General features: G+C 54.8%; 17 protein-coding genes and 1 tRNA gene. 10 read left to right on the forward strand and 8 right to left on the reverse strand.

All coding sequences use genetic code 11. The features are described from left to right. The first annotated feature begins 187 nt into the window (after nucleotides 1–187). The gene (locus HX869_RS10860; protein ID WP_003218149.1) at nucleotides 188–1,186 is read left to right on the forward strand and encodes a sensor domain-containing diguanylate cyclase; all 999 of its coding nucleotides are present in this window, start codon (nucleotides 188–190) and stop codon (nucleotides 1,184–1,186) included. Between the two features lie 120 nt (nucleotides 1,187–1,306). Here the strand turns inward: HX869_RS10860 and HX869_RS10865 are convergent, their stop codons facing one another. The 3 genes from HX869_RS10865 to gabD all read right to left on the reverse strand — a co-directional run bounded on the left by HX869_RS10865 (nucleotide 1,307) and on the right by gabD (nucleotide 5,554). Then, nucleotides 1,307–2,515 carry an HDOD domain-containing protein gene (locus HX869_RS10865; RefSeq protein ID WP_003218151.1) on the reverse strand — a complete coding sequence of 403 codons (1,209 nt, stop codon included), beginning with the start codon at nucleotides 2,513–2,515 and terminating at the stop codon, nucleotides 1,307–1,309. A 137-nt stretch (nucleotides 2,516–2,652) separates the two neighbouring features. Further along, nucleotides 2,653–3,930 (reverse strand): 4-aminobutyrate--2-oxoglutarate transaminase, encoded by a 1,278-nt coding sequence (gene gabT, locus HX869_RS10870; protein WP_087693631.1) that lies wholly within the window; start codon nucleotides 3,928–3,930, stop codon nucleotides 2,653–2,655. 181 nt (nucleotides 3,931–4,111) lie between these two features. Continuing rightward, nucleotides 4,112–5,554: an NADP-dependent succinate-semialdehyde dehydrogenase gene (gene gabD, locus HX869_RS10875; protein ID WP_003218155.1), complete on the reverse strand. Its 1,443-nt coding sequence runs from the start codon at nucleotides 5,552–5,554 to the stop codon at nucleotides 4,112–4,114. 395 nt (nucleotides 5,555–5,949) lie between these two features. Here gabD and HX869_RS10880 point away from each other — a divergent pair. The 5 genes from HX869_RS10880 to HX869_RS10900 all read left to right on the forward strand — a co-directional run bounded on the left by HX869_RS10880 (nucleotide 5,950) and on the right by HX869_RS10900 (nucleotide 11,269). Then, nucleotides 5,950–6,026, forward strand: a tRNA-Arg gene (locus tag HX869_RS10880). 105 nt (nucleotides 6,027–6,131) lie between these two features. Continuing rightward, a complete protein-coding gene (locus HX869_RS10885; RefSeq protein WP_256736761.1) occupies nucleotides 6,132–7,214 on the forward strand; it encodes a site-specific integrase in 1,083 nt (360 codons plus the stop codon). Nucleotides 7,215–7,504: 290 nt separating this feature from the next. Then, complete coding sequence (locus tag HX869_RS10890) at nucleotides 7,505–9,220, forward strand: metallophosphoesterase (RefSeq protein WP_178903065.1); 1,716 nt, start codon at nucleotides 7,505–7,507, stop codon at nucleotides 9,218–9,220. Nucleotide 9,221: 1 nt separating this feature from the next. Then, nucleotides 9,222–9,815 (forward strand): RelA/SpoT domain-containing protein, encoded by a 594-nt coding sequence (locus HX869_RS10895; protein WP_178903066.1) that lies wholly within the window; start codon nucleotides 9,222–9,224, stop codon nucleotides 9,813–9,815. A gap of 668 nt (nucleotides 9,816–10,483) precedes the next feature. Further along, nucleotides 10,484–11,269 carry a hypothetical protein gene (locus HX869_RS10900; protein ID WP_045791422.1) on the forward strand — a complete coding sequence of 262 codons (786 nt, stop codon included), beginning with the start codon at nucleotides 10,484–10,486 and terminating at the stop codon, nucleotides 11,267–11,269. A 570-nt stretch (nucleotides 11,270–11,839) separates the two neighbouring features. Here the strand turns inward: HX869_RS10900 and HX869_RS10905 are convergent. From HX869_RS10905 to HX869_RS10915, 3 genes are all read right to left on the reverse strand, one after another. Continuing rightward, nucleotides 11,840–12,760, reverse strand: coding sequence for a restriction endonuclease (locus HX869_RS10905; RefSeq protein ID WP_178903067.1), 921 nt, complete (start codon nucleotides 12,758–12,760; stop codon nucleotides 11,840–11,842). A 52-nt stretch (nucleotides 12,761–12,812) separates the two neighbouring features. Then, a complete protein-coding gene (locus HX869_RS10910) occupies nucleotides 12,813–13,400 on the reverse strand; it encodes a hypothetical protein (RefSeq protein WP_178903068.1) in 588 nt (195 codons plus the stop codon). A gap of 421 nt (nucleotides 13,401–13,821) precedes the next feature. Beyond that, entirely contained in the window at nucleotides 13,822–14,034 is a 213-nt protein-coding gene (locus tag HX869_RS10915) for a hypothetical protein (protein WP_178903069.1), read from the reverse strand. Nucleotides 14,035–14,590: 556 nt separating this feature from the next. Between HX869_RS10915 and mobA the strand changes: the two genes are divergently transcribed. Continuing rightward, entirely contained in the window at nucleotides 14,591–14,893 is a 303-nt protein-coding gene (gene mobA, locus HX869_RS10920) for a plasmid mobilization protein MobA (RefSeq protein ID WP_178903070.1), read from the forward strand. Nucleotides 14,894–15,217: 324 nt separating this feature from the next. Here mobA and HX869_RS10925 read toward each other — a convergent pair whose 3' ends face one another. Together HX869_RS10925 and HX869_RS10930 are read right to left on the reverse strand one after the other, a co-directional pair. Continuing rightward, nucleotides 15,218–15,466, reverse strand: coding sequence for a hypothetical protein (locus HX869_RS10925; RefSeq protein WP_178903071.1), 249 nt, complete (start codon nucleotides 15,464–15,466; stop codon nucleotides 15,218–15,220). A 56-nt stretch (nucleotides 15,467–15,522) separates the two neighbouring features. Then, complete coding sequence (locus HX869_RS10930; RefSeq protein WP_178903072.1) at nucleotides 15,523–16,062, reverse strand: hypothetical protein; 540 nt, start codon at nucleotides 16,060–16,062, stop codon at nucleotides 15,523–15,525. Nucleotides 16,063–16,146: 84 nt separating this feature from the next. On the opposite strand from HX869_RS10930, the gene HX869_RS10935 reads away from it, so the two are divergent. The 3 genes from HX869_RS10935 (at nucleotide 16,147) to HX869_RS10945 (ending at nucleotide 19,903) form a co-directional block, all read left to right on the forward strand. After that, entirely contained in the window at nucleotides 16,147–16,395 is a 249-nt protein-coding gene (locus tag HX869_RS10935; RefSeq protein ID WP_178903073.1) for a helix-turn-helix domain-containing protein, read from the forward strand. Nucleotides 16,396–16,619: 224 nt separating this feature from the next. Next, nucleotides 16,620–16,811 (forward strand): hypothetical protein, encoded by a 192-nt coding sequence (locus HX869_RS10940; protein ID WP_003425692.1) that lies wholly within the window; start codon nucleotides 16,620–16,622, stop codon nucleotides 16,809–16,811. Nucleotides 16,812–16,882: 71 nt separating this feature from the next. Then, nucleotides 16,883–19,903 (forward strand): type I restriction endonuclease subunit R, encoded by a 3,021-nt coding sequence (locus tag HX869_RS10945; protein ID WP_178903074.1) that lies wholly within the window; start codon nucleotides 16,883–16,885, stop codon nucleotides 19,901–19,903. Nucleotides 19,904–19,905 lie beyond the last annotated feature (2 nt).

Raw genomic sequence — 19,905 nt, forward strand, 5'->3', positions numbered from 1 at the left:
GCAAGCCCCTCCCCCCCAACAAACTCGCTCCTACATGTTTCTGGCGCCATTTCTTGGTCGCCTCTAATCGGCGCTGATAACGGAACTTCGCAGCAAATTCCCCCTCTCAATCAACACTTCGCCATCCCGGCGGCCCTTGTTGTGACCGCTGCCCAACCCCGCGGCCTGCCCAGAGAGAGTTGTGCCGATGGTCCACGAAAAGACCTTCACCGACACCCCCGTCCTCGAACACCCACGACCGGCAGCCGCCGCTACGTTGCTGGCCCTGATGCATGCCCAGGGCGAAGTGGAACGGCTGAGTGAACGCGAGCAACTGCTGAGTTCGCTGTTGGTCAGTGTGAATGCCGTGCTCTGGGCAATCGAGTGGGACACTCGCCGCGTGCTGTACGTCAGCCCGGCCTATGAGCGGGTTTTCGGACGTACGGCGGGCATGTTGTTGACCGACTATCGGGAATGGCGCAACAGCATCCACCCCGAAGACCTCGACTACGCCGAGCACAGCCTGGCCCAGGTGCTGCACAGCGGCGCCGTGGAAGACCGCGAGTACCGCATCATCACCGCCGACGGGCAGATCCGCTGGCTCAGCGACAAGTGTTACATCAACCAGCAGGCCGAGCCCGGCCAGCCGGTGATCGTGGTAGGCATAGCCGAAGACATCACCGAAAAGAAGCAGCTGGAGCTCGAGCTGCACCGTCTGGCCACCACCGATGTACTGACCCGCAGCAGCAACCGCCGGCATTTCTTCGAGTGCGCCCACCACGAGTTTGAACGCGCCTGCCTGCAAGGCACGCCCCTGGCGTTCCTGTTGCTGGACATCGATGACTTCAAGGTGGTGAACGACACCTACGGCCACCTGGAAGGCGATCAGGTGTTGCAGCGTATCGCCGAGAGCGGTCGGGGAGTGCTGCGCCGTGGCGACCTGTTCGGGCGCATTGGCGGCGAAGAATTCGCCGCCATACTGCCCGGTTGTGCCCCGGAGATGGCAATGCAGGTGGCCGAACGCCTGGGGCACGAGATTGCGCAGCTGAGCTTCAGCCACGACGGTGAGAGCTTCGCGGTCACCGTCAGCCAGGGCCTGGCCAGCCTGACCGCCGAGGACGCCAACGTGGACAGCCTGTTTGCCCGCGCTGACGCGGCCATGTACGAGGCCAAGCGCCAGGGCAAAAACCGCGTGCTCCCCGGCTGACGCTACACGATTACCTGGGGGAGCCGGGCTTGCCCGCGATGCAGGCACCTCGGCGTGTTGGTTGTACCGGGATGATGCTATCGCAGGCAAGCCAGCTCCCACACTGGCACGCATCGCCTGCTAGGTTTTGCGCATACGCGTCAATTCCGGCAAACCCACCTTGAGCAAGCGTGCCGTCTTGCCTTTCGCCAATGCCTCGACGCCTTCATGCTCGGTCAGCCGCGCCAGTTGCGCCGCCAGGTTCATCACCAGCGCTTCGCGGGAATACACCCCGCCCTCCAGCGAATAAATCGCCGCGATCAACTGGCGCAACTCCAGCGGCAGGCGCCAGCGTGTGCGCAGTGCCGAACCATAGGCCGCGCCGAAGGTGTAGAGGGACTCGCCAATCGCTTCATCATCCAGTTCGCCACCGCCCAGCAGCCAGTCTTGCAGGCACCGCAGCAAGGCCAGGTCGCCAAGGCGATGGAGGATCCCGGCGCTGTAGCAGCGCTCGTGATCCAGGTCGAGCATGCGCGCCAGGCTGCGGGCGTAGTCGGCGGTACGCTGGGACAGCTGCCAATGACGCTCGGCGTAATCCACAAGGCTCGGGTCGCTCAGTACCACGTTGTGCTTGAGGGCGAGCCCCAGGATCAGGTTCATGCTCTGCCCCGCCGCCAGCTTGTGCAGGGCCATGCCCAGGGTCTGTACCGGCGAACCGTGATGGCCGGCGCTGTTGGCGGCGGCGATCAACACGGCAGTAATCTGAGGGTCCATGCGCACCTGCTCTTCCAGGCGCTTGAGGTCCAGGCCCTCCGGCTCCAGGCTATGTTGCACCGCAGCCTGCACGTCGACCCGCAGCGGCGCGCCGTCGGAGGCTTCCCGGCGGCGCTCCAGAAACACCGGCAAGGTCATGCCCGGCGCCAGGGCCGGGACTTCGCAATACACCGTCTCACCTTCGTTCAGCAGCAAGTCCTGCAGGCGCTGGGTCAGGCTTTCCATGTTCAGGGGTTTGGTCAGGTACGCGGTCGGTGCCAGGGGCAAGGCTTCGCGCACACTGGCGCTGTCGTTGCGGGTACTCAGCAGGATAAACGGCAACAGCGGCGTACGCCGTTGCAGGCGCACGCTGCGCAGCAGGCTCAGGCCATCGACGCCGGGCAGCTCCCAATCGGCAATGATCAGGTCATAGGGTTTGTCACGCAGCAACTCGGTGGCCCGCTGGCCATCGGCACACACATCCAGCCGTGCGTCACAGCGCACATTCAGCAACACCTGCTTGAGCAGATCTCGGGACCAAGGGTCGGCCTCGGCAATCAACACACGGGGTACAGCCGGTAAATCAACAGCAGTCATCCAGCACGCTCCATCGGCAATACCAGCACCTTAGACAAAGGAGCCGCCTGCGTACAATGAACAACGGCTGAATACCGTTCATCGGGCACAAAAAAACCCGCCTAAGCGGGTTTTTTGTCGATCAGGTCAACTTTTGATCACAGCTCGGAGAAGCACTCTTCGATGATCGCCAGGCCTTTGTCCAACTGCTCGTCCGGCGAAGTCAGCGGAACCAGCACGCGCAATACGTTGCCGTAGGTGCCGCAGGACAGCAGGATCAAGCCCTTGTCACGCGCCTTGGCCACCACGGAAGCGACAGCAGCGGCGTTCGGCTTGTGGCTGTCGCCATTTTCGAACAACTCGACCGCAATCATCGCGCCCAGGGCACGCACTTCGCCGATCACCGGGTACTTGGCCTGGATAGCTTTCAGACCGGTCACCAGGCGCTCGCCCACAGCCTTGCAGCGGTCCAGCAGGTGCTCTTCTTCGAACACTTCCATCACGGCCAGGGCCGCGGCGCAAGCGATCGGGCTGCCAGCGTAGGTGCCGCCCAGGCCACCTGGCGCAATGGCGTCCATGTATTCAGCCTTGCCGCATACACCGGCCAGCGGGAAGCCGCCTGCGATGGATTTGGCGAAGGTGGTCAGGTCGGCGGCAACGCCCATCTGTTCCATGGCGAAGAAAGTACCGGTACGGCCGGCACCGGTTTGCACTTCGTCGGCGATCAGCAGGATGCCGTGCTTGTCGCACAGTTCGCGCAGGCGCTTCATGAAGGATTTAGGCGCGACGTAGAAACCGCCTTCGCCCTGCACCGGCTCGATGATGATGGCAGCGATATCACGCGGCTCGGCATCGTTCTTGAAGATGCGTTCGATGCTGGCGATGGAGTCGTCATCGCTCACACCGTGCAGCTCGTTCGGGAACAGCGCGCGGAACACGCCGCCTGGCATCAGGCCCATGCCGGCCGAGTACGGCACGACTTTGCCGGTGAGGCCCAGGGTCATCATGGTGCGACCGTGGTAGGCGCCGGTGAACGCGATCACGCCGGCACGGCCAGTGGCGGCACGGGCGATCTTCACGGCGTTCTCTACCGCTTCGGAACCGGTGGTGACCAGCAGGGTTTTCTTGGCGAAATCACCCGGCACCTTGGCGTTAACTTTTTCGCACAGCTCAACGTACGGCTCGTAGGCCAGTACCTGGAAGCAGGTGTGAGTCAACTTGTTCAACTGTTCGGTCACGGCGGCGATGATTTTCGGGTGCACGTGGCCGGTGTTCAGCACGGCGATACCGCCGGCGAAGTCGATGAATTCGCGACCTTCAACGTCGGTCACGGTGGCGTTCTTCGCCGACTCGGCGAAGATCGGGTGAATCTGGCCAACACCGCGTGGTACAGCGGCTTCGCGGCGTTTCATCAGGGATGCGTTGGTCTTGCTCATAAAGTCCTCATTCGCCACTCATCGGGTGGCGTGGTCCAAGGAATACGTGGCGGGGAGGCAACTACGGCAGCATGCGATGATCGACTGCCACAGCTTTCCCGGCCACTACGAATAACGGGTGAAACACGCAAAGGGACAGCGCTCTCGTGCCCTTTGCGTTTGCAACAATGCCTTGCCGGGCTTAGATGCCCAGGCAGAGGTATTTGATTTCCAGGTAGTCCTCGATCCCGTACTTGGAGCCTTCACGGCCCAGGCCCGAAGCCTTGATGCCGCCGAACGGCGCCACTTCGTTGGAGATCAACCCGGTGTTGACGCCGACCATGCCGTATTCCAGGGCTTCAGCCACACGGAACACACGGCCCAGGTCGCGGGCATAGAAGTAGGAAGCCAGGCCGAACTCGGTGTCGTTGGACATCGCGATCACTTCGGCTTCGTCTTTGAAGCGGAACAGCGGCGCCAGTGGGCCGAAGGTTTCTTCCTTGGCCACGGCAGCATCTTTCGGCACGTTGACCAGGATGGTCGGCTCGAAGAAGTTGCCTTCCATCACCTTGCCGCCAGCCAACAGGGTCGCGCCTTTGCTCAGGGCGTCAGCGATGTGCTCCTGAACCTTGGCCACGGCCTTCTCGTCGATCAGCGGGCCGGTGGTGGTGCCCTCTTCCAGACCATTGCCGATCTTCAGCTTGGCCACCGCCACTTTCAGTTTCTCGGCGAACGCGTCGTACACCGAATCCTGGATGTACAGGCGGTTGGCGCAGACGCAGGTCTGGCCGTTGTTGCGGTACTTGGAAATGATCGCGCCTTCGACGGCCTTATCCAGGTCTGCGTCGTCGAACACGATGAACGGCGCGTTGCCGCCCAGTTCCAGGGAAACCTTCTTGATGTCCTTGGCGCATTCGGCCATCAGCTGGCGACCGATTTCGGTGGAGCCGGTGAAGGACAACTTACGCACGATCGGGTTGCTGGTCAGCTCGCTGCCGATATCGCCGGCGCTGCCGGAGACCACGCTGAACACACCTTTCGGAATCCCGGCACGCTGGGCCAGTTCAGCCAGGGCGAACGCGGAGAACGGGGTTTGCGACGCAGGCTTGAGCACCATGGTGCAACCGGCAGCCAGGGCCGGGCCGGCTTTACGGGTGATCATCGCGGCCGGGAAGTTCCACGGCGTGATGGCAGCGGTAACGCCGATTGGTTGCTTGATCACGATCAGGCGCTTGTCCGGCTGGTGGCCGGGAATCACATCACCGTAGACGCGCTTGGCTTCTTCGGCGAACCACTCGATGAACGAAGCGGCGTAAACGATTTCGCCCTTGGCTTCGGCCAGCGGCTTGCCTTGTTCCAGGGTCATCAGGCGAGCCAGGTCATCCTGGTTCTCGATGATCAGCTCGAACCAGCGGCGCAGCTTGTTGGCGCGGTCCTTGGCGGTGAGTGCACGCCAGGCCGGCAGGGCCTTGTCAGCTGCTTCAATGGCGCGACGGGTTTCGGCGGCGCCCATTTTTGGCACGGTACCGAGGATTTCGCCGGTAGCGGGGTTGTTGACCTTGATCGTTTGACCGTTGTCCGCATCGACCCAAGCGCCATCAATAAAGGCTTGCTGGCGGAACAACTGGGTGTCTTTGAGCTGCATGTCGGCTTTCCTTAACAGCACCGCGCACGCGCGGAGCGAATTAGAGTTGTTGAAAGGCGCCTTGAGGGCTGCCGTCAGGGAAATCATTCACTGGGCGCAAGCACGTAAATAGCGCACGAAAGGACAAATGTGCGGTTCAGCACCCAGGCAGGAGCGTTTGAAATCTCAAACGAATCCTAGGATCAATGGGGGTGCAGGGCAATAGTCTGTTCGAAAAAAAGAACGAAAACGGCGCATTTGCTCGATTTTTTTGATCAGCGTGTTTCGGGCGAGTTCAACCGCAATTCGTCGAGATGCCCGGTACAGGGCTTCGGCAGCGCCTAATCCTACTGGCAGCAGGCCGAAAAGCGGCATGGACGCCCAAGGTCGACATGGGTATGATGTCGCCCGCACAAGCATCCGTAGCTCAGCTGGATAGAGTACTGCCCTCCGAAGGCAGGGGTCGTGGGTTCGAATCCCGCCGGGTGCACCATCTTCTTTCCCTTGTATTGCAAGGGGATAGCGCTCCTGACAGAAACCTGTCCTAGTCCTAAAAGTCGTTTTTGCCACAAATTTGCCACACTTGAACGTGGCGGGAATGGTCGAAATGGCAACAATCAGGAATCGCGGCGAGTATCAGTGGGAAGCGCAAATCCGCCGTAAGGGCTATCCGGCCCAGCGCAAAACCTTCGAAACCAAATCCGATGCCCAAGCCTGGGCACGCATGATCGAAAGCGAAATCGACCGGGGTATTTTTGTTTCTCGGGTCGAGGCTGAACTCACCGCCTTTCATCAACTCATTGATCGCTATATCTCTGAGATTGCTCCGAAGCACAAAGGCGCGTACTCGGAAATCAAACGCCTGGAAGCGCTTAAGCGCCACCCGCTGGCGACACGCATCGTCGCAACCCTCACCTCCTCCGATTTTGCCCGCTACCGTGATGAGCGCCTGAAGATCCGCAAGGGCAACACGGTTAAGCGCGAACTCGCATTGTTTCAGTGTGTGATCGAGGTTGCTCGCCGCGAGTGGGGAATTCATCTTGCCGAGAACCCAGTCAGGATGGTCAGCCGTCCCAGCTACAACGACGAACGCTCGCGACGACTTGACCCAATTGAAGAGCAATACATTCTTGACGCCTTAGAGCTTCGTGAGCGACGTGCTGATGGCACCTATGCCGACGCTTCGCACAATCCGTGGATACGACCCATCGTTCAATTGGCAATTGAGACAGCCATGCGCCGTGGCGAAATTTTTGAGCTGCGCTGGAAGCATGTGAACCTGGACCGTCGGACTGTGCACCTTCCAGCGACGAAGAACGGTTTGCCCAGAACCGTCCCGCTATCACCGAAGGCTATTCAATTGCTGAAGGACCTGCCCCGCTCGCTGTGCGGTCGAGTCTTCCCCACCACTGCCGACGCCCTCAAGAAAGCCTTTGTGCGAGGCCTGGAGCGTGCCAGGCTGAAATACTTGGGAGATTGCGGGGTGGCGCAGGTAGCGCCACAGGAAGACTTCCTAATCAATTTGCGTTTTCACGATCTGCGACATGAAGCGACGTGTCGGCTTGCTACCAAGCTGCCGAATTTGATTGAGCTAGCCAGCGTGACAGGGCATCGGGAGGTGAATATGCTGAAGCGTTACTACAACATCACAGCTGAAGAGCTCGCAGCAAAGCTGGCTTGATCGAACTACACCCGTCAGCAGGTAATTGTAGAGACGGGTAATCATTTGCGCTCGACTTGGCCAGTACAACTGAAGACCTCGACCGGCAGAAGTTGACCAATCGCTGTAATAGGCTAACTGAATAAATCAGCCAATAGCAGTAGGTCTGAGGCGTCCACTTAAATCAGTGAGTAGTGGTGTGAAGACACCTTATACCTAAACTACATTAGGACGTCGATCCACTCATCTGGATTGAGCTAAGATAGCCAGGTTCGCGCTCAAGCCAATCACGGCCAAGGAAAGGGGGCTAAGTGTCAATTACAATTCTCCACATCACAGATATCCATACCGGAAAAGGCGAGCTTATTTCCGAGGACCGTAAGGTTGATATCCCTGGTTCGGAGCGGCAAAAGCAGCTTGGTAGGCTAGGTGAATACCTCAATGCTCTTCCGAATCCTCCAGATTTTGTTGTGGTAAGCGGCGACATCACTATTCGCGGCGATCGTAATGGCCTGGAAACATTTCGGAAGTGGTTGACCGAAATGAGCATGCAGCGTGTCCTGCCGGGACCTGAAAGGATTTTCCTTGCTCCAGGTAACCACGATGTGGTGCGCCAATCACGTGAGAGTGAAGATCCTAGAAACCGATTCAAAGATTTTTGGGAGGTGTTGTGCACGACTTATCCTCATGCACACGTGCCTAATTGGGACCCGGAACTGGATGCGGAAGCGCTCAAGATACCCAAAGCGGCGAATCGACGTAAAGGGATCCTGGGAGGCTTAGTGAAAGACAAACAATATGCTTTCCAGAACAAAGAAAGCCACCCATTCCTTCTCGACCTAGATCGAGATGTCTTAATCTTCGCTTTCAACTCTGCCCTTGCTTGTGGTGTTCCGCTCCCCCCAGACCAAAAGATAATGAAGCCTCTCCTAGCCCTCCAGTCCCTTACCGAGTCACAAGCCGCTCCCCATGGAAAGGTGAATGAGGTTATTGAAAAATACCTAGACTCATTGGTTATTGACGCGGGTATGGTGGGAGACAACCAGATTCAGTACTTTGTCAAACTCATGGCTCGACTACGACGAGAGCTAGGTGGACAGTTTGAACGACTAACAAAGATAGCTTTCCTACATCATCATGTAAGCCATCTTTGGAATCAGCAACTCGAGTTAAAAAGCTTTGAGTCCGTAGTGGACGCGGCAAGCCTGAAGCAGGCGATGGTTTCGAATGGTTTTGACTTTGTTCTTCATGGACATAAACATGCCAATCATGTAGGCATAGACAGCGCTTTAATTCCCATCTCAGATAAAAGTCCTTTCACGCCGCTTTGCATCATTTCCGGAGGGACCGTAGGCGGGAATCCTTCCATTAATGATAAACAATCGTTCAAGTTGCTCAGACTTGAAGGTAACAACGGACCTCGCGTACGAGCGACGGTGACCGAGATAGCAATTCTGGAATCAACAAACTATTCGGCGTCGCTGAACGATGCTAGAATTTTTCATGCACCTATCAGTCAAAAGCTACCGCAGCTTCATGATATTCCTGAGGTCAAATATGCATTGGATCAACGCTTAGTCGATGAACTTGCGCCCGAGCTACTTCAAGGCACTACAAGTTTCGACGTAAGTATCGGATCATCATTATCTCACCTGGTAAGTTCAGCTCTTCGCTATAAGTGTCATGCATCTTTCGAGGATGCCCACAGCAGGAATTTTTATGAAATAATTCTGGCTACAAAACGTCTAGGATTTGGAGACAAGGCCAGAATTTACTGGTTGCTCAACGATGTAAACTCCATGTTAGCCATTCAGGGAATTAAAAAGAAAGTGGTTGTACTTATTGGTAGCCTTGGAGGAACTCACTTCTCACAGGCGGCTGAGACGAACGAAATATCCGAAAGCATCGAGAAACTTTCCGAGCATTTTGAACCGGCAATAACTGGGGGCATTCTTGAAATAAGGGTGCACACATTTATCCAAAGTGAAGTCGAGCTTATCGCCCGCGAGGCAGTAAAAGGTACCTGATATGAACAGGATTCTCACCGAACTATACGACTCGCGAGAGGCTGCAATTGATTTCGCCAATATTGCAACCCACCAACTAAACCATATTCTCGCTATAAACTTTCCCTCACTAGTAGACCCTCAACACAGTATAGTGTGGCGTATAAAATCTGAGAATGCCACACGACTAAAAGCCGAGTCCAGAAAAGGGGTAATCTCCATAAATGATTTCATTGGCATCAGAGTACTTGTTCTTCACACAGGTGCTCTTTCGCAGGTGGAGTCGACGCTTAAAGAATGGGAAGACCAGTTAGGATTGAAACTTACTCAACGAAATGATTATTTTTCGAATCCAGCACCGGGCGGCTACAGAGCCATCCATCGTGATTACAAGCTTCAAGACTATTCACGATGGAGCTTATCTACCGTCTCAGGCGTTGAATTACAGATTACTACATGGCTACAGCACGTCCACAGCCTCTTGAGTCACTCTTGCTACTATAAAAATCCAAATATAGCACCTGAAAAAAACGCAAAAATTCTGGCTGATTTTTCCAATAAAATTCATGAATTAGATTCTACTATTGCAGACATCTACTCCTCACTAAAAACCTAAGAGTTTGCAGTTATTTCCTATAACTTATAGTCACTGAGCTGATCCAAGCCGTCTTCTAGGGAGCGCCGCTCGGCTGCAATGTATCGACTTCCGCCAATAAACGCTGAAAATCAAGTTGTACAAAATGAATGACATGATCAGCAGAGCAAATGCAAAAGGTGATCACGTAAATTTAATTATGCACTTCTGAACGGTCGTTTGCCTTAGCAGCTTAGCCCCCCGCTCCCGCCCTCACAAGCCACCTGTTAAAAACATGTCCTAGCTGTTAACCGCTCTACTGGCAAAATCTGTGTCAAACAGATCAATCGAGCGATAAAGCGATGACAGTAGATTATGAAACTATCCACAAAATACAGAAGCTTGGCGACGATGTTCTGATCGGCGTGGTTGAAGTAGCAGCGCTGACCGGCTTCAGCGTGCTTACGGTCCGTCAGCGCAAATTGCCGGGGCTTGAGCCTGTACCGGGACTGTCAAGGTTGAGATGGAGACTGGGTGATCTGAGAACTTGGATGCGCACCGGCAACACCGGGAGTCGAGATTCAGCTACCGTCATCGCACCTTTTTCACATCCGAAACGCACAGGGAGGCCCACAAAGAAAGCACAGGTAGAGGCGCGACAATGAACTGTCCTAGCTCGATTCAACTCCTTTGCACCGGGAGCAGTGAGCATGGGTAGACAACGAACTATTCGGGACCAGAATTTTTGGCGCTCCCCACGTTTACTGAATTGCACCACAGAGGACAAAGTTGCTTTGCTGCACCTGTTAACTGCTCCTGACAGCAACATTACGGGCGTATACCCACTTGTTCCACGCATTGCCGGAGCAGAAATTGGATGGACGGCAGATCAGTGGTTGCAGGTCATCCACCGCCTCCAGGATGAAGACCTCGCCAGGTATGACAACGTGAGACTTATCGTTTGGGTAAGAATCTGGTGGGATCACCACTCTGCTACTCAAGTGACAGGGCCAAAACTACGGGCCAGAGCGGTGGAAGAAATTCGCCGTATCCCAAGCGAGTGGCTAGACGACTTTCTGAATGACTTCAATGAAAGACTGAGCGACGACCAGCAGGATTTGATAGATGAATCCCTCCGGCCGCGCTCAAAGCGATACGTAGAAGAGGACTCGATATCACACGGATGCCATATCGATACCGTATCAGCCAAGGTCATACCTAACACTAAACCTCAACCCAAACTCTCAACCAAAACACCAACGTCTTTGCCCACCTCTTACGAATTGGATATGTCAGGAATCCCTCCTGAACATCGGACGGATGTCCACAGAGCGCTTGTGAAGGCGAAGGTAAGCGGAAAACTTAGACATAGGCCGCAACTCGTAGTCAACGCGATGGCAGAAAATTACCGATCTGCTTCAGGTAAGCCGCATAACGCCATGGCCTTAACTCTGTATCTGGCCGAGAATCTGAATGGCGGTAACGAAGTGAGCTAGGTTTGTCTGAAGCCAACTCAAACGGGAAGGATGAATGCCATGGCTAGAAGGAGTCGTACCGCCGTTGAGCGAATAATCCTCCAAGCTCGGATATGGGGTTGGGATATGTCCTGGTCGTTCAGCATGGCCACGCGGTCCGATACAAGAACAATCGGCCACCATTACTCAGAGCATACTGTTATCAAGCTTTACGGCTCCGTTCGATACCCCGAAACATTCAAATACCCGACCCTAGAATGCTACCTATACGTTGATCCACTGCTCCTAAGCGACAAGTCGGTTCCTCTCTGCATCGGCTCCATGCAGGCGACGGGTAGTAGGCTTATCGCATATGTCGCCGTTCACAATGATCGTTTCAACAGCTTGGTCACCGCTGCTAGTCGACTTGTTGCCCTGGAGATAAATGCGGAGCCGTTGAAATACCGCAAAGCTAAGGTGATGGGTATCCACCTAAGCACCGAGCTGGAGTCTGATTGGTGATGGTTTTTTGATCATAGGGGCGCTAGTGTCCGGCGCCCGTGCACTAGCCCTGCCCCGTTAGAGAGAAACGTATGTCGAGGCCAAAACTCCTCATTCCTCGTCGAAGTAATCGCTATCCAATTTCGGCAGTTTGAGGAGCCGAGATGTTACCCCAACCTCATGGTCCATCATGAGGTTGACCAAGCGGATGCCGTCCACCAGTACCATGCCTTCCACTGAGCGGGCAAAGTCGATGCCTTGGGCAGTGAAACCCGAAGTAGTGATAAATACCCCTCGCTTGGCCTTTTGCCCGGCAAGTGCTCCATAGAACGCTTGCAACTCAGGACGGCCTACAGTGCCTTGCCAGCGCTTTGCTTGGACATAGACTTTTTCCAGTCCGAGCTTATCAAGCGAAATTACCCCGTCAATTCCGCCATCTCCGCTTCCACCAACACGCTGCAAGTCGTTTCGGCTAGCCCCGTAGCCAAGGCTGTGCAACACGTCGAGAACAATGACTTCAAAGCGGTTGGGGCTGACTTGTAGCAGGTTATCCAGTAGATCTGCAGCTGTCGCATTGCGTAGCTCACGCAGAGCCTGCTCCAACCGATCGTCTGGGCTCACAGTTGCTGATAGCGGTGTGTCTGCCCCCTGCTCACGTCCATCTAGCGGGACGGCATCGGAGCCGCTCCTAAGCTTCACGTCCATGAAGCCGATGGCAAGTTGTTCAACCTGATCCGTAGTGAGCGGTGAAGGGTGCTGTTTGGAATAAACAGCGCCAGCTTCGGTTAGCTTCCAGTAGCCTCGTTTGGCGCTGGAGGATAATCCTGCGCGCTTGAGACGGTCGTGAGCCCATCCTGCGCGGTTCTTATAGGTCGCTTGCCCACTTGCAATAAGCTCTTGAAGCTGTGGTTCGGATAAATTCAAAGCCCGGGCCGCAGCTTCATGCGCGTCGCGTGCTGTCGCACCTTCCGGATTAGCCGCTAGGTAACGCAAGATCGGCTCAATGAATTTGTCGTATGTAGGAACGGACATCAGGACTCCTTTCGCAAGGTTGCCAGCGTGGGAAAATGTAGTAAGTCGCATGTTATTCGGAGAAATCGGTTACCTCGAGGCCTAATGAGCTTGCCAGCTCTCTTGCTTCTGAATCTACCCGTAAGCGGCTGGCCACTGCTTGCGCTCGCTCCTTCTCTTTGGCCAGATACTCCTCGATAAAGCACTCAACAATCTGCTCCTGAGTCAAGCTTGGCGCCGATATCTGACGCTTCAGCCTGTTCAAAATTTTGCGGGCGCTGAGTTGGGCCGCCTCTCGCAGATATGCCCCGAGTAGAAGATCGCGAAAAACCCATTCAGAGATCCACCCCTTCGCGAATGCCCAAAACAACAACCGATGATAGGTATCCCAAGCCATGCGCGAATGGCCACTCAGATAACGTCGCAGGATTCGACCGTCGGCGTCCCTAAAGCCATAAATCCCAAGCTCAGTAAGCAATCGTTCCAGCTTGACCTTGGACATGCCCGACTTCAGAGCAATACCAGAGAACAGGTACTCGACCATATCCACAGGGACGCGGACAACGAAATTTTTCCTACCGGTGTCTTCATGACGCTTAATCTCACGAAAGACGAACTGGAAAGCTTCTGTTGGGTCGATGTCCGGATGAGATAGCTGCATCTCGCTATTCTTTGGTTAATGGGCGCAGCTGTCAAAGGAGTACCCAACAGGTCAGCCAATACAAGTATCGGCACTGGAGGTGCGAAGCCCACGAAATTTGGAAGCTCACCAAAGTGCTATGTCGCACGTTTGATACTTTGAGCGCCGCACAAAATGAGCCCGGTAACTCGCTCGAGCACTACGTCGGAGGTAAATTGATGCACATCGCTCCACAACGAATCCGGTGAGGAAAAAACATAGTGGAATGAATCCAAAGACAACTGCTGCCTACTACCGCCCATGCAGAGCCTGGGCAATAGCAGGCAGCCTGATCATTAACTAATTATGACCTCGAGCTACTCTATAAAACGTGCGATCTCCACGATGAAAACCGCGACCCGCACGCCGCTTTTCTCGCGAAGATCGTTCAATAAGTCAGGTGCTATTTGCCCCCCACGAATGCTGGCGGGGCAATGCGCTGTCGGCGCTGGCTAGGATCGGCAGAGTCAAGCAGAGCCTCCTTGATGCCCTGAGCAGAAATCTCGAGGTCTTCAGGGGAGGCTTTCTGAATAGCACGGATCAACCGCTCACGATTGGAGCGCTTCAGACGCATAATATCGACGAAGCTACTTTCGTCGTCACTGGACTGTTCCATAACAACCTCCAAGGCATCTTGAGATGCATCACCGGAGAACTACACTGCAGTGTCAATAGCTCTCTCAGATTCGTCACTTTAGCCCTTGCGCTTCCGCATCACCACAAACGTCCAAAAATCGCCTCACGCTTATCAACGTCAAGCGTGCGCGCATGCTGCTTACCTCCTAGCTCTGTGTCAGAAAGTCACTCAAGCCTAGGAGCAATTCGGTAAATCCTAGCTGTTGCTCTACCGTCTTTCTCAGCATCCCATCGTCGCTCCCTCAGTCGCTGATGGATGATGTTCTTTTTGCTTATGTAATCGTTTTGAATTCGTGTTTTTTTCGTACCCGTGGCGTCCCCTCAATGCCAGTGCATCCTTCATCCCAGCTGTATCCGAGTAGTGCAAAGCTTATCTAAATACGGAAAAGAAAGACTAGGACAAGGTAGGGTTTGTGATACCGCCAGTTCCCGGCGACTCACAATCGGCGCGCACCAGTCGTTACACTCCCTTTGCTTGCCTACCTTCCCTACTCAGGGCAAGCCCCGAGACCCCAACACTTGGAAAAGGAAAGCTCATGAGCCTTAGCGAACAACGCCGACGCACAGGATGGCTGCCGGCAATCCGTTGCTTTGAGGAAGAAGAAGCACTGGTACGCGAGAAAGCCCACGACAGCGGAATGAGTGTTGGTCAATTCGTGCTGGCCGCCGCATTGAAGCGACAGACCAGAAGCAAAATTGACTCCCACGTAATCAATGAGCTGCGGCGCTTAGGTGGCCTTCAAAAGCATCTTTTCACAGAGGGCAACGGCGCGCTTTCCAAGGAGTACGCAAATATCTTGGTTGAGATAACTGAGGCCATTAAGCGCATCGGGTGTTGAGGTAAACCCGTTGGCGCCTTGGTGACTTACAGCTTTGTCCTTATCTCATGCAATGCCAGGACTTCGTGTTCTGCTAGACCTTGGCTGCACTGTTCCAACCCTGCCGTCGAGCTGAGCACTTGGTGCTCGATTTCCTGTTGCTCCAACAATCTTCCCAACAAGATGACCTCTCCGGCCGCCTCCAGCTTACGAAGCTGCTCTGGACAGTCAAACGCCCAACGATCAAGTATTTGCCAGCCACGGGCATGATAAGACGGAGAGCGAAGAACAGATTCAATGGTTCCACGCGCCTACATGTTGGCAGCGATCGATAGCGGCGCGCTTTCACTGAGCATGTGCGCCTCCTTTCTTACGAAGGCGTGTAATCATTCTTGTATTTTGCGCCATCGCGGAAGACCGAAAACCGCCTTTTTGCTTCAGTTCTCCGATGTGTTGATGGGAGAACCCGAGAGCAATAAGAGCGACGACATCATTGCGGGCGAGAGCCTGATTAGCCAAACGCATTATCGCATTGGCTCGTTTGAGTCGTTCGATATCTGGTGGCATAGCACTAGCCCTGATTGGTTTACTCATTGATAGCCTCCGACAAATGATGGATGACACTCAGCAATGCTAGCCCAGCACCTCATTTAGGTACCAAGCAACGTATTGAGTCGAGCCTCAGTACTGAGCACTTCTGCCGGCTTCAGAACGATGCTGAATACTGGAACATCAAGATTGCTGGTTAGCACCTCTAGCCGATGGTTGTGCTTCCCGACCGGAACAATCCGCCAAGAGTTAATTTCATCGAACTGAAAGAAATGCTCTGCGCCTTTGACTGGGTAGACCAGTAGCATGCGCGCTGAACCGTCGATCCCCAGGTAGGCATCGTTAATCTTCGCGAATACTTCGATCTGCGGCTGAAAATTTGAAGTCTGGAATCCGATGACCAGTCTCCTCAGCTTCTCGCCATAGCGTTGGTTAACACGCCAGAACAAACATACCCCTCCAACGAAGTAGAACACTAAAGCCCAGAACAACCATCGAATGGCCGGATCAGCACTATTGGTAAACCCCAAAAAAAACGGCAGGCTGAAACCGCACAAAACCACCACAACAAGCAGCAACGCGCCAACCGGCAGGCACCCAACAGCCCATAGCACTCGAAATAGCTCCCACAGCTGCCTCATCACTTTTCCTCGCGCAAGTATTTGACACGAAAATATCTGAAAATCAGATATAGTTTGGCAAGCCGCCCCTCCGAATACGCGGCTATGACCAAAGCGATTTATCGACGTGAGCACAAGATTTTTCTTCAAGTGCTAAGACGCCTCCGTGTCCAATCAGGCTTGACTCAAGCCCAGTGCTCTGCAGCTATGGGGCGGCCACAGTCATTTATGAGTGATGTGGAGCGAGGTGTAAGAAGGCTAGATACCATCCAGCTTCGTGATTTGTGCCTTGTTCTAGGAACTGATCTCACGAACTTTTCCAAAGCTTACGAACAAGCTCTCAACGAGGAGTAGCGCAGGCATCTCACTTTCTACCAACAGTACGTGCTAGGAAGAAACCGGCCAGAATCGGACAGCTCGCCAGTCCGAATGGATTGAAGTATGAGGTTGTGACGTTTTTAGTTAAGCCGGGACTACTCAGGCTTCAGCCCGTAAAACTTCATAAAGCCATGTATTTGTGTTGTTAAAATAAATGCAAAGGCAGTACATTTGCGTGACATCGTTGACGAGACGCCGCTATGTCACGCCTGAAGGACGAAACCCTTTCTATCCGCACCTCCGCCGAAATCAAGCAGCTTTTGCGCTTGGCGGCTGATCGTGAACGCCGCTCGGTGGCGTCGATGGTCGAGATTTTGGTGCTGGAGTACGCGCGCAATCATGATTTGAGTCTGGAACGCCTAGGTGGGAAATCCCCTGAGGCGAACTCTTGAAATGGCTGTGATACGCCACAGGTAGCCGCCTATCCGCCACACCCACGCTTCTCTGACGGCAGGACAGATTCATGAACATCACCGAACACCAGATCGAGCAAGACCTGCTGGCCAAGCTCGGCGACCTCAAGTACAGCTATCGCCCCGACATCCGCGACCGCGCCGCGCTCGAGGCCAATTTTCGCGAAAAGTTTGAGCAGCTCAACCGCGTGAACCTCACCAATGAGGAGTTCTCACGCCTGCTGGAAGAGATTGTTACCCCTGATGTGTTTACCGCGGCGCAAACCCTGCGCACACGCAATAGTTTTATCCGTGAAGATGGCACACCGCTAAACTACACACTCGTCAACATCCAAGACTGGTGTAAGAACAGTTTCGAGGTTGTAAATCAGCTGCGGATCAACACCGACAACAGCCACCACCGTTTTGACGTCATTCTGCTCATCAACGGTGTGCCGGTTGTGCAGATTGAGCTAAAGACGCTGGGCATCAACCCGCGCCGCGCTATCGAGCAGATCGTCGAGTACAAGAACGGCCCTGGTAACGGCTTCATGCGCACGCTGTTGTGCTTCATGCAGATTTTTATAGTCAGCAACCGCGATTCCACTTACTACTTTGCTAACAACAACGCCCGGCACTTCAGCTTCAACGCCGATGAGCGCTTCCTGCCGATTTACCAATTTGCTGCGCTGGATAACACCAAGATCATCGGATTAGATGACTTTGCCGATGCCTTTCTGCCCAAGTGTGCGCTCGGCCAGATGATCAGCCGTTATATGGTATTGGTTGCCAGCGAGCAGAAATTGCTCATGATGCGCCCTTACCAGATCTATGCGGTCAAAAACATCGTTAAGTGCATCGAAGAAAACAGCGGCAACGGCTACATCTGGCACACTACCGGCAGTGGCAAGACGCTCACCAGTTTTAAGGCCTCAACCCTGCTCAAGGCTAATCCGAACATTGAAAAGTGCCTTTTCGTGGTCGATCGCAAAGACCTCGACCGGCAAACTCGCGAGGAATTTAACCGTTTCCAAGAAGGCTGCGTCGAGAGCAATACCAATACTAGTGAGCTCGTCCGCCGCATGCTGTCGGACGATGCGGCCGACAAGGTCATCGTCTGCACCATTCAGAAGTTGGGCCTGGCGCTGGACGAGGGCAGCAGACGTAACAAAAGCCGGGAAAAGCGTGGGCTTGCGACCTATGCCGAACAGCTCGAAGCACTGCGCGAAAAGCGCATCGTCTTCATCTTCGACGAATGCCATCGCTCGCAATTTGGCGAGAATCACCAAGCCATCAAGGCGTTCTTTCCCAAAGCCCAACTTTTCGGCTTCACCGGCACGCCTATCTTCGAGGCTAATGCCAGCATCAAGCAGATCAGTGGTGAAACCCAGACACTCAAGACCACACAGGATCTGTTCCAGCAGTCTCTGCACGAATACACCATCACCCACGCGATTGAAGACCGTAACGTCCTGCGTTTTCACGTCGACTACTACAAGCCAGACGGGAAGAATCCGCCCAAGCCTGGCGAAACACTGGCCAAGCGTGCCATCGTCGATGCCATCCTCGCCAAGCACGATGCCGCTACGGGAGGACGCAAGTTCAACGCGATTTTGGCTACAACCTCCATCAATGACGCCATCGCCTATTACGCTCTATTTGAAAAAGCTCAAGGCGAGAAACTGCACGCGGACCCCAGCTTCGTGCCGCTCAACATCGCCGCCGTGTTTTCACCGCCAGGCGATGTGAGCGCCGATGTGCGACAGTTGCAGGAAGACCTGCCTACCGAGCTGGAAGACAATAAGCAGGAGCCCGACGCTAAGAAGGCAGCGTTGCAATCGATTATCGCCTGCTACAACGCCAGCTTCGATACGAACCACCGCATCGAAGAATTCGACCTCTACTATCAAGACGTGCAGCAACGCATCAAGGATCAGCAATGGCCGGATGCTGACCTGCGCAAAGCCAACCCTAAGGCCCAGCAACACAAGATCGACATCACTATAGTGGTCGACATGCTGCTCACCGGATTCGATAGCAAATACCTCAACACGCTCTACGTCGATAAGACCCTCAAGCACCACGGCCTCATCCAGGCCTTCAGTCGTACCAATCGTGTGTTGAATGACACCAAGCCCTTCGGCCACATCCTCGACTTCCGTGGACAGCAAGACGCAGTGGATGCAGCCATCGCGCTTTTCTCCGGCGCGAAAGCCGATGAGGCACGCACAATCTGGTTAGTGGACAAAGCCTCCGTCGTTATCGAAAAGCTGCAAGAAGCCAAGCTCGGTCTGCAAAGCTTCATGGAAGCATACGAACTTTCAGGCAACCCCGAAGAAATCGCCAATCTCAAAGGCGAGGAGGCGCGAATTGGCTTTGTCGAAGCCTTCAAGAAGGTACAGAAGCTTCAAACCCAGCTTGACCAATACACCGACCTCAGCCCCGAGCAAGTGGCCAATATCCGGACCATCTTGCCGCCGGATGAACTCAACGCCTTCCGTGGTCAGTATCTGGAGACGGCTAGTCGCCTGCGAGACGAGCGGGCCAAACCCGGTGATGACAAGCGCGAGCAGCTGGAGGAGCTCGATTTCGAGCTGGTGCTTTTCGCTTCCGCCACCATCGATTACGACTACATCATGAAGCTGATTTCCGACTTTTCCACGAAGAAGCCCGGCAAAGCCACCATGAGCCGCGAACAACTGGTCAGCTTGATCGCGAGCGACGCGAAATTTATCGACGAGCGCGAGGACATTACCGAATATGTGATGAGCCTCAAGGCCGGCGAGGGTCTGGACGAGCGCGCCATTCGTGCGGGCTACCAACAGTTCAAGGCGGTGAAAGCCGCGCGCGAGTTGACCGAACTCGCCACTCGCAATGGCCTGTCCGTAGCGGCATTACAGCACTTTGTGGATGGCGTGCTAGAGCGCCGCATCTTCGACGGCGAACAGCTCACTGAATTGCTCGCCCCTCTGGAGCTGGGCTGGAAAGCCCGCACGCAGAAGGAACTGGCCTTGATGAACGAGCTAGTGCCAATACTGAACAAGCGTGCTGGGGGGCGGGATATCTCCGGCCTCCAGGCGTACGAGGATTGACC

Source organism: Pseudomonas sp. P7779 (assembly GCF_013386315.1).
Classification (GTDB): Bacteria; Pseudomonadota; Gammaproteobacteria; order Pseudomonadales; family Pseudomonadaceae; genus Aquipseudomonas.

Coding starts and splice junctions, on each gene's coding strand:
- HX869_RS10860 (WP_003218149.1), top strand. CDS start 188: ATGGTCCACGAAAAGACCTTCACCGACACCCCCGTCCTCGAACACCCA.
- HX869_RS10865 (WP_003218151.1), bottom strand. CDS start 2,515: ATGACTGCTGTTGATTTACCGGCTGTACCCCGTGTGTTGATTGCCGAG.
- gabT (WP_087693631.1), bottom strand. CDS start 3,930: ATGAGCAAGACCAACGCATCCCTGATGAAACGCCGCGAAGCCGCTGTA.
- gabD (WP_003218155.1), bottom strand. CDS start 5,554: ATGCAGCTCAAAGACACCCAGTTGTTCCGCCAGCAAGCCTTTATTGAT.
- HX869_RS10885 (WP_256736761.1), top strand. CDS start 6,132: ATGGTCGAAATGGCAACAATCAGGAATCGCGGCGAGTATCAGTGGGAA.
- HX869_RS10895 (WP_178903066.1), top strand. CDS start 9,222: ATGAACAGGATTCTCACCGAACTATACGACTCGCGAGAGGCTGCAATT.
- HX869_RS10900 (WP_045791422.1), top strand. CDS start 10,484: ATGGGTAGACAACGAACTATTCGGGACCAGAATTTTTGGCGCTCCCCA.
- HX869_RS10905 (WP_178903067.1), bottom strand. CDS start 12,760: ATGTCCGTTCCTACATACGACAAATTCATTGAGCCGATCTTGCGTTAC.
- HX869_RS10910 (WP_178903068.1), bottom strand. CDS start 13,400: ATGCAGCTATCTCATCCGGACATCGACCCAACAGAAGCTTTCCAGTTC.
- HX869_RS10915 (WP_178903069.1), bottom strand. CDS start 14,034: ATGGAACAGTCCAGTGACGACGAAAGTAGCTTCGTCGATATTATGCGT.
- mobA (WP_178903070.1), top strand. CDS start 14,591: ATGAGCCTTAGCGAACAACGCCGACGCACAGGATGGCTGCCGGCAATC.
- HX869_RS10925 (WP_178903071.1), bottom strand. CDS start 15,466: ATGAGTAAACCAATCAGGGCTAGTGCTATGCCACCAGATATCGAACGA.
- HX869_RS10930 (WP_178903072.1), bottom strand. CDS start 16,062: ATGAGGCAGCTGTGGGAGCTATTTCGAGTGCTATGGGCTGTTGGGTGC.
- HX869_RS10935 (WP_178903073.1), top strand. CDS start 16,147: ATGACCAAAGCGATTTATCGACGTGAGCACAAGATTTTTCTTCAAGTG.
- HX869_RS10940 (WP_003425692.1), top strand. CDS start 16,620: ATGTCACGCCTGAAGGACGAAACCCTTTCTATCCGCACCTCCGCCGAA.
- HX869_RS10945 (WP_178903074.1), top strand. CDS start 16,883: ATGAACATCACCGAACACCAGATCGAGCAAGACCTGCTGGCCAAGCTC.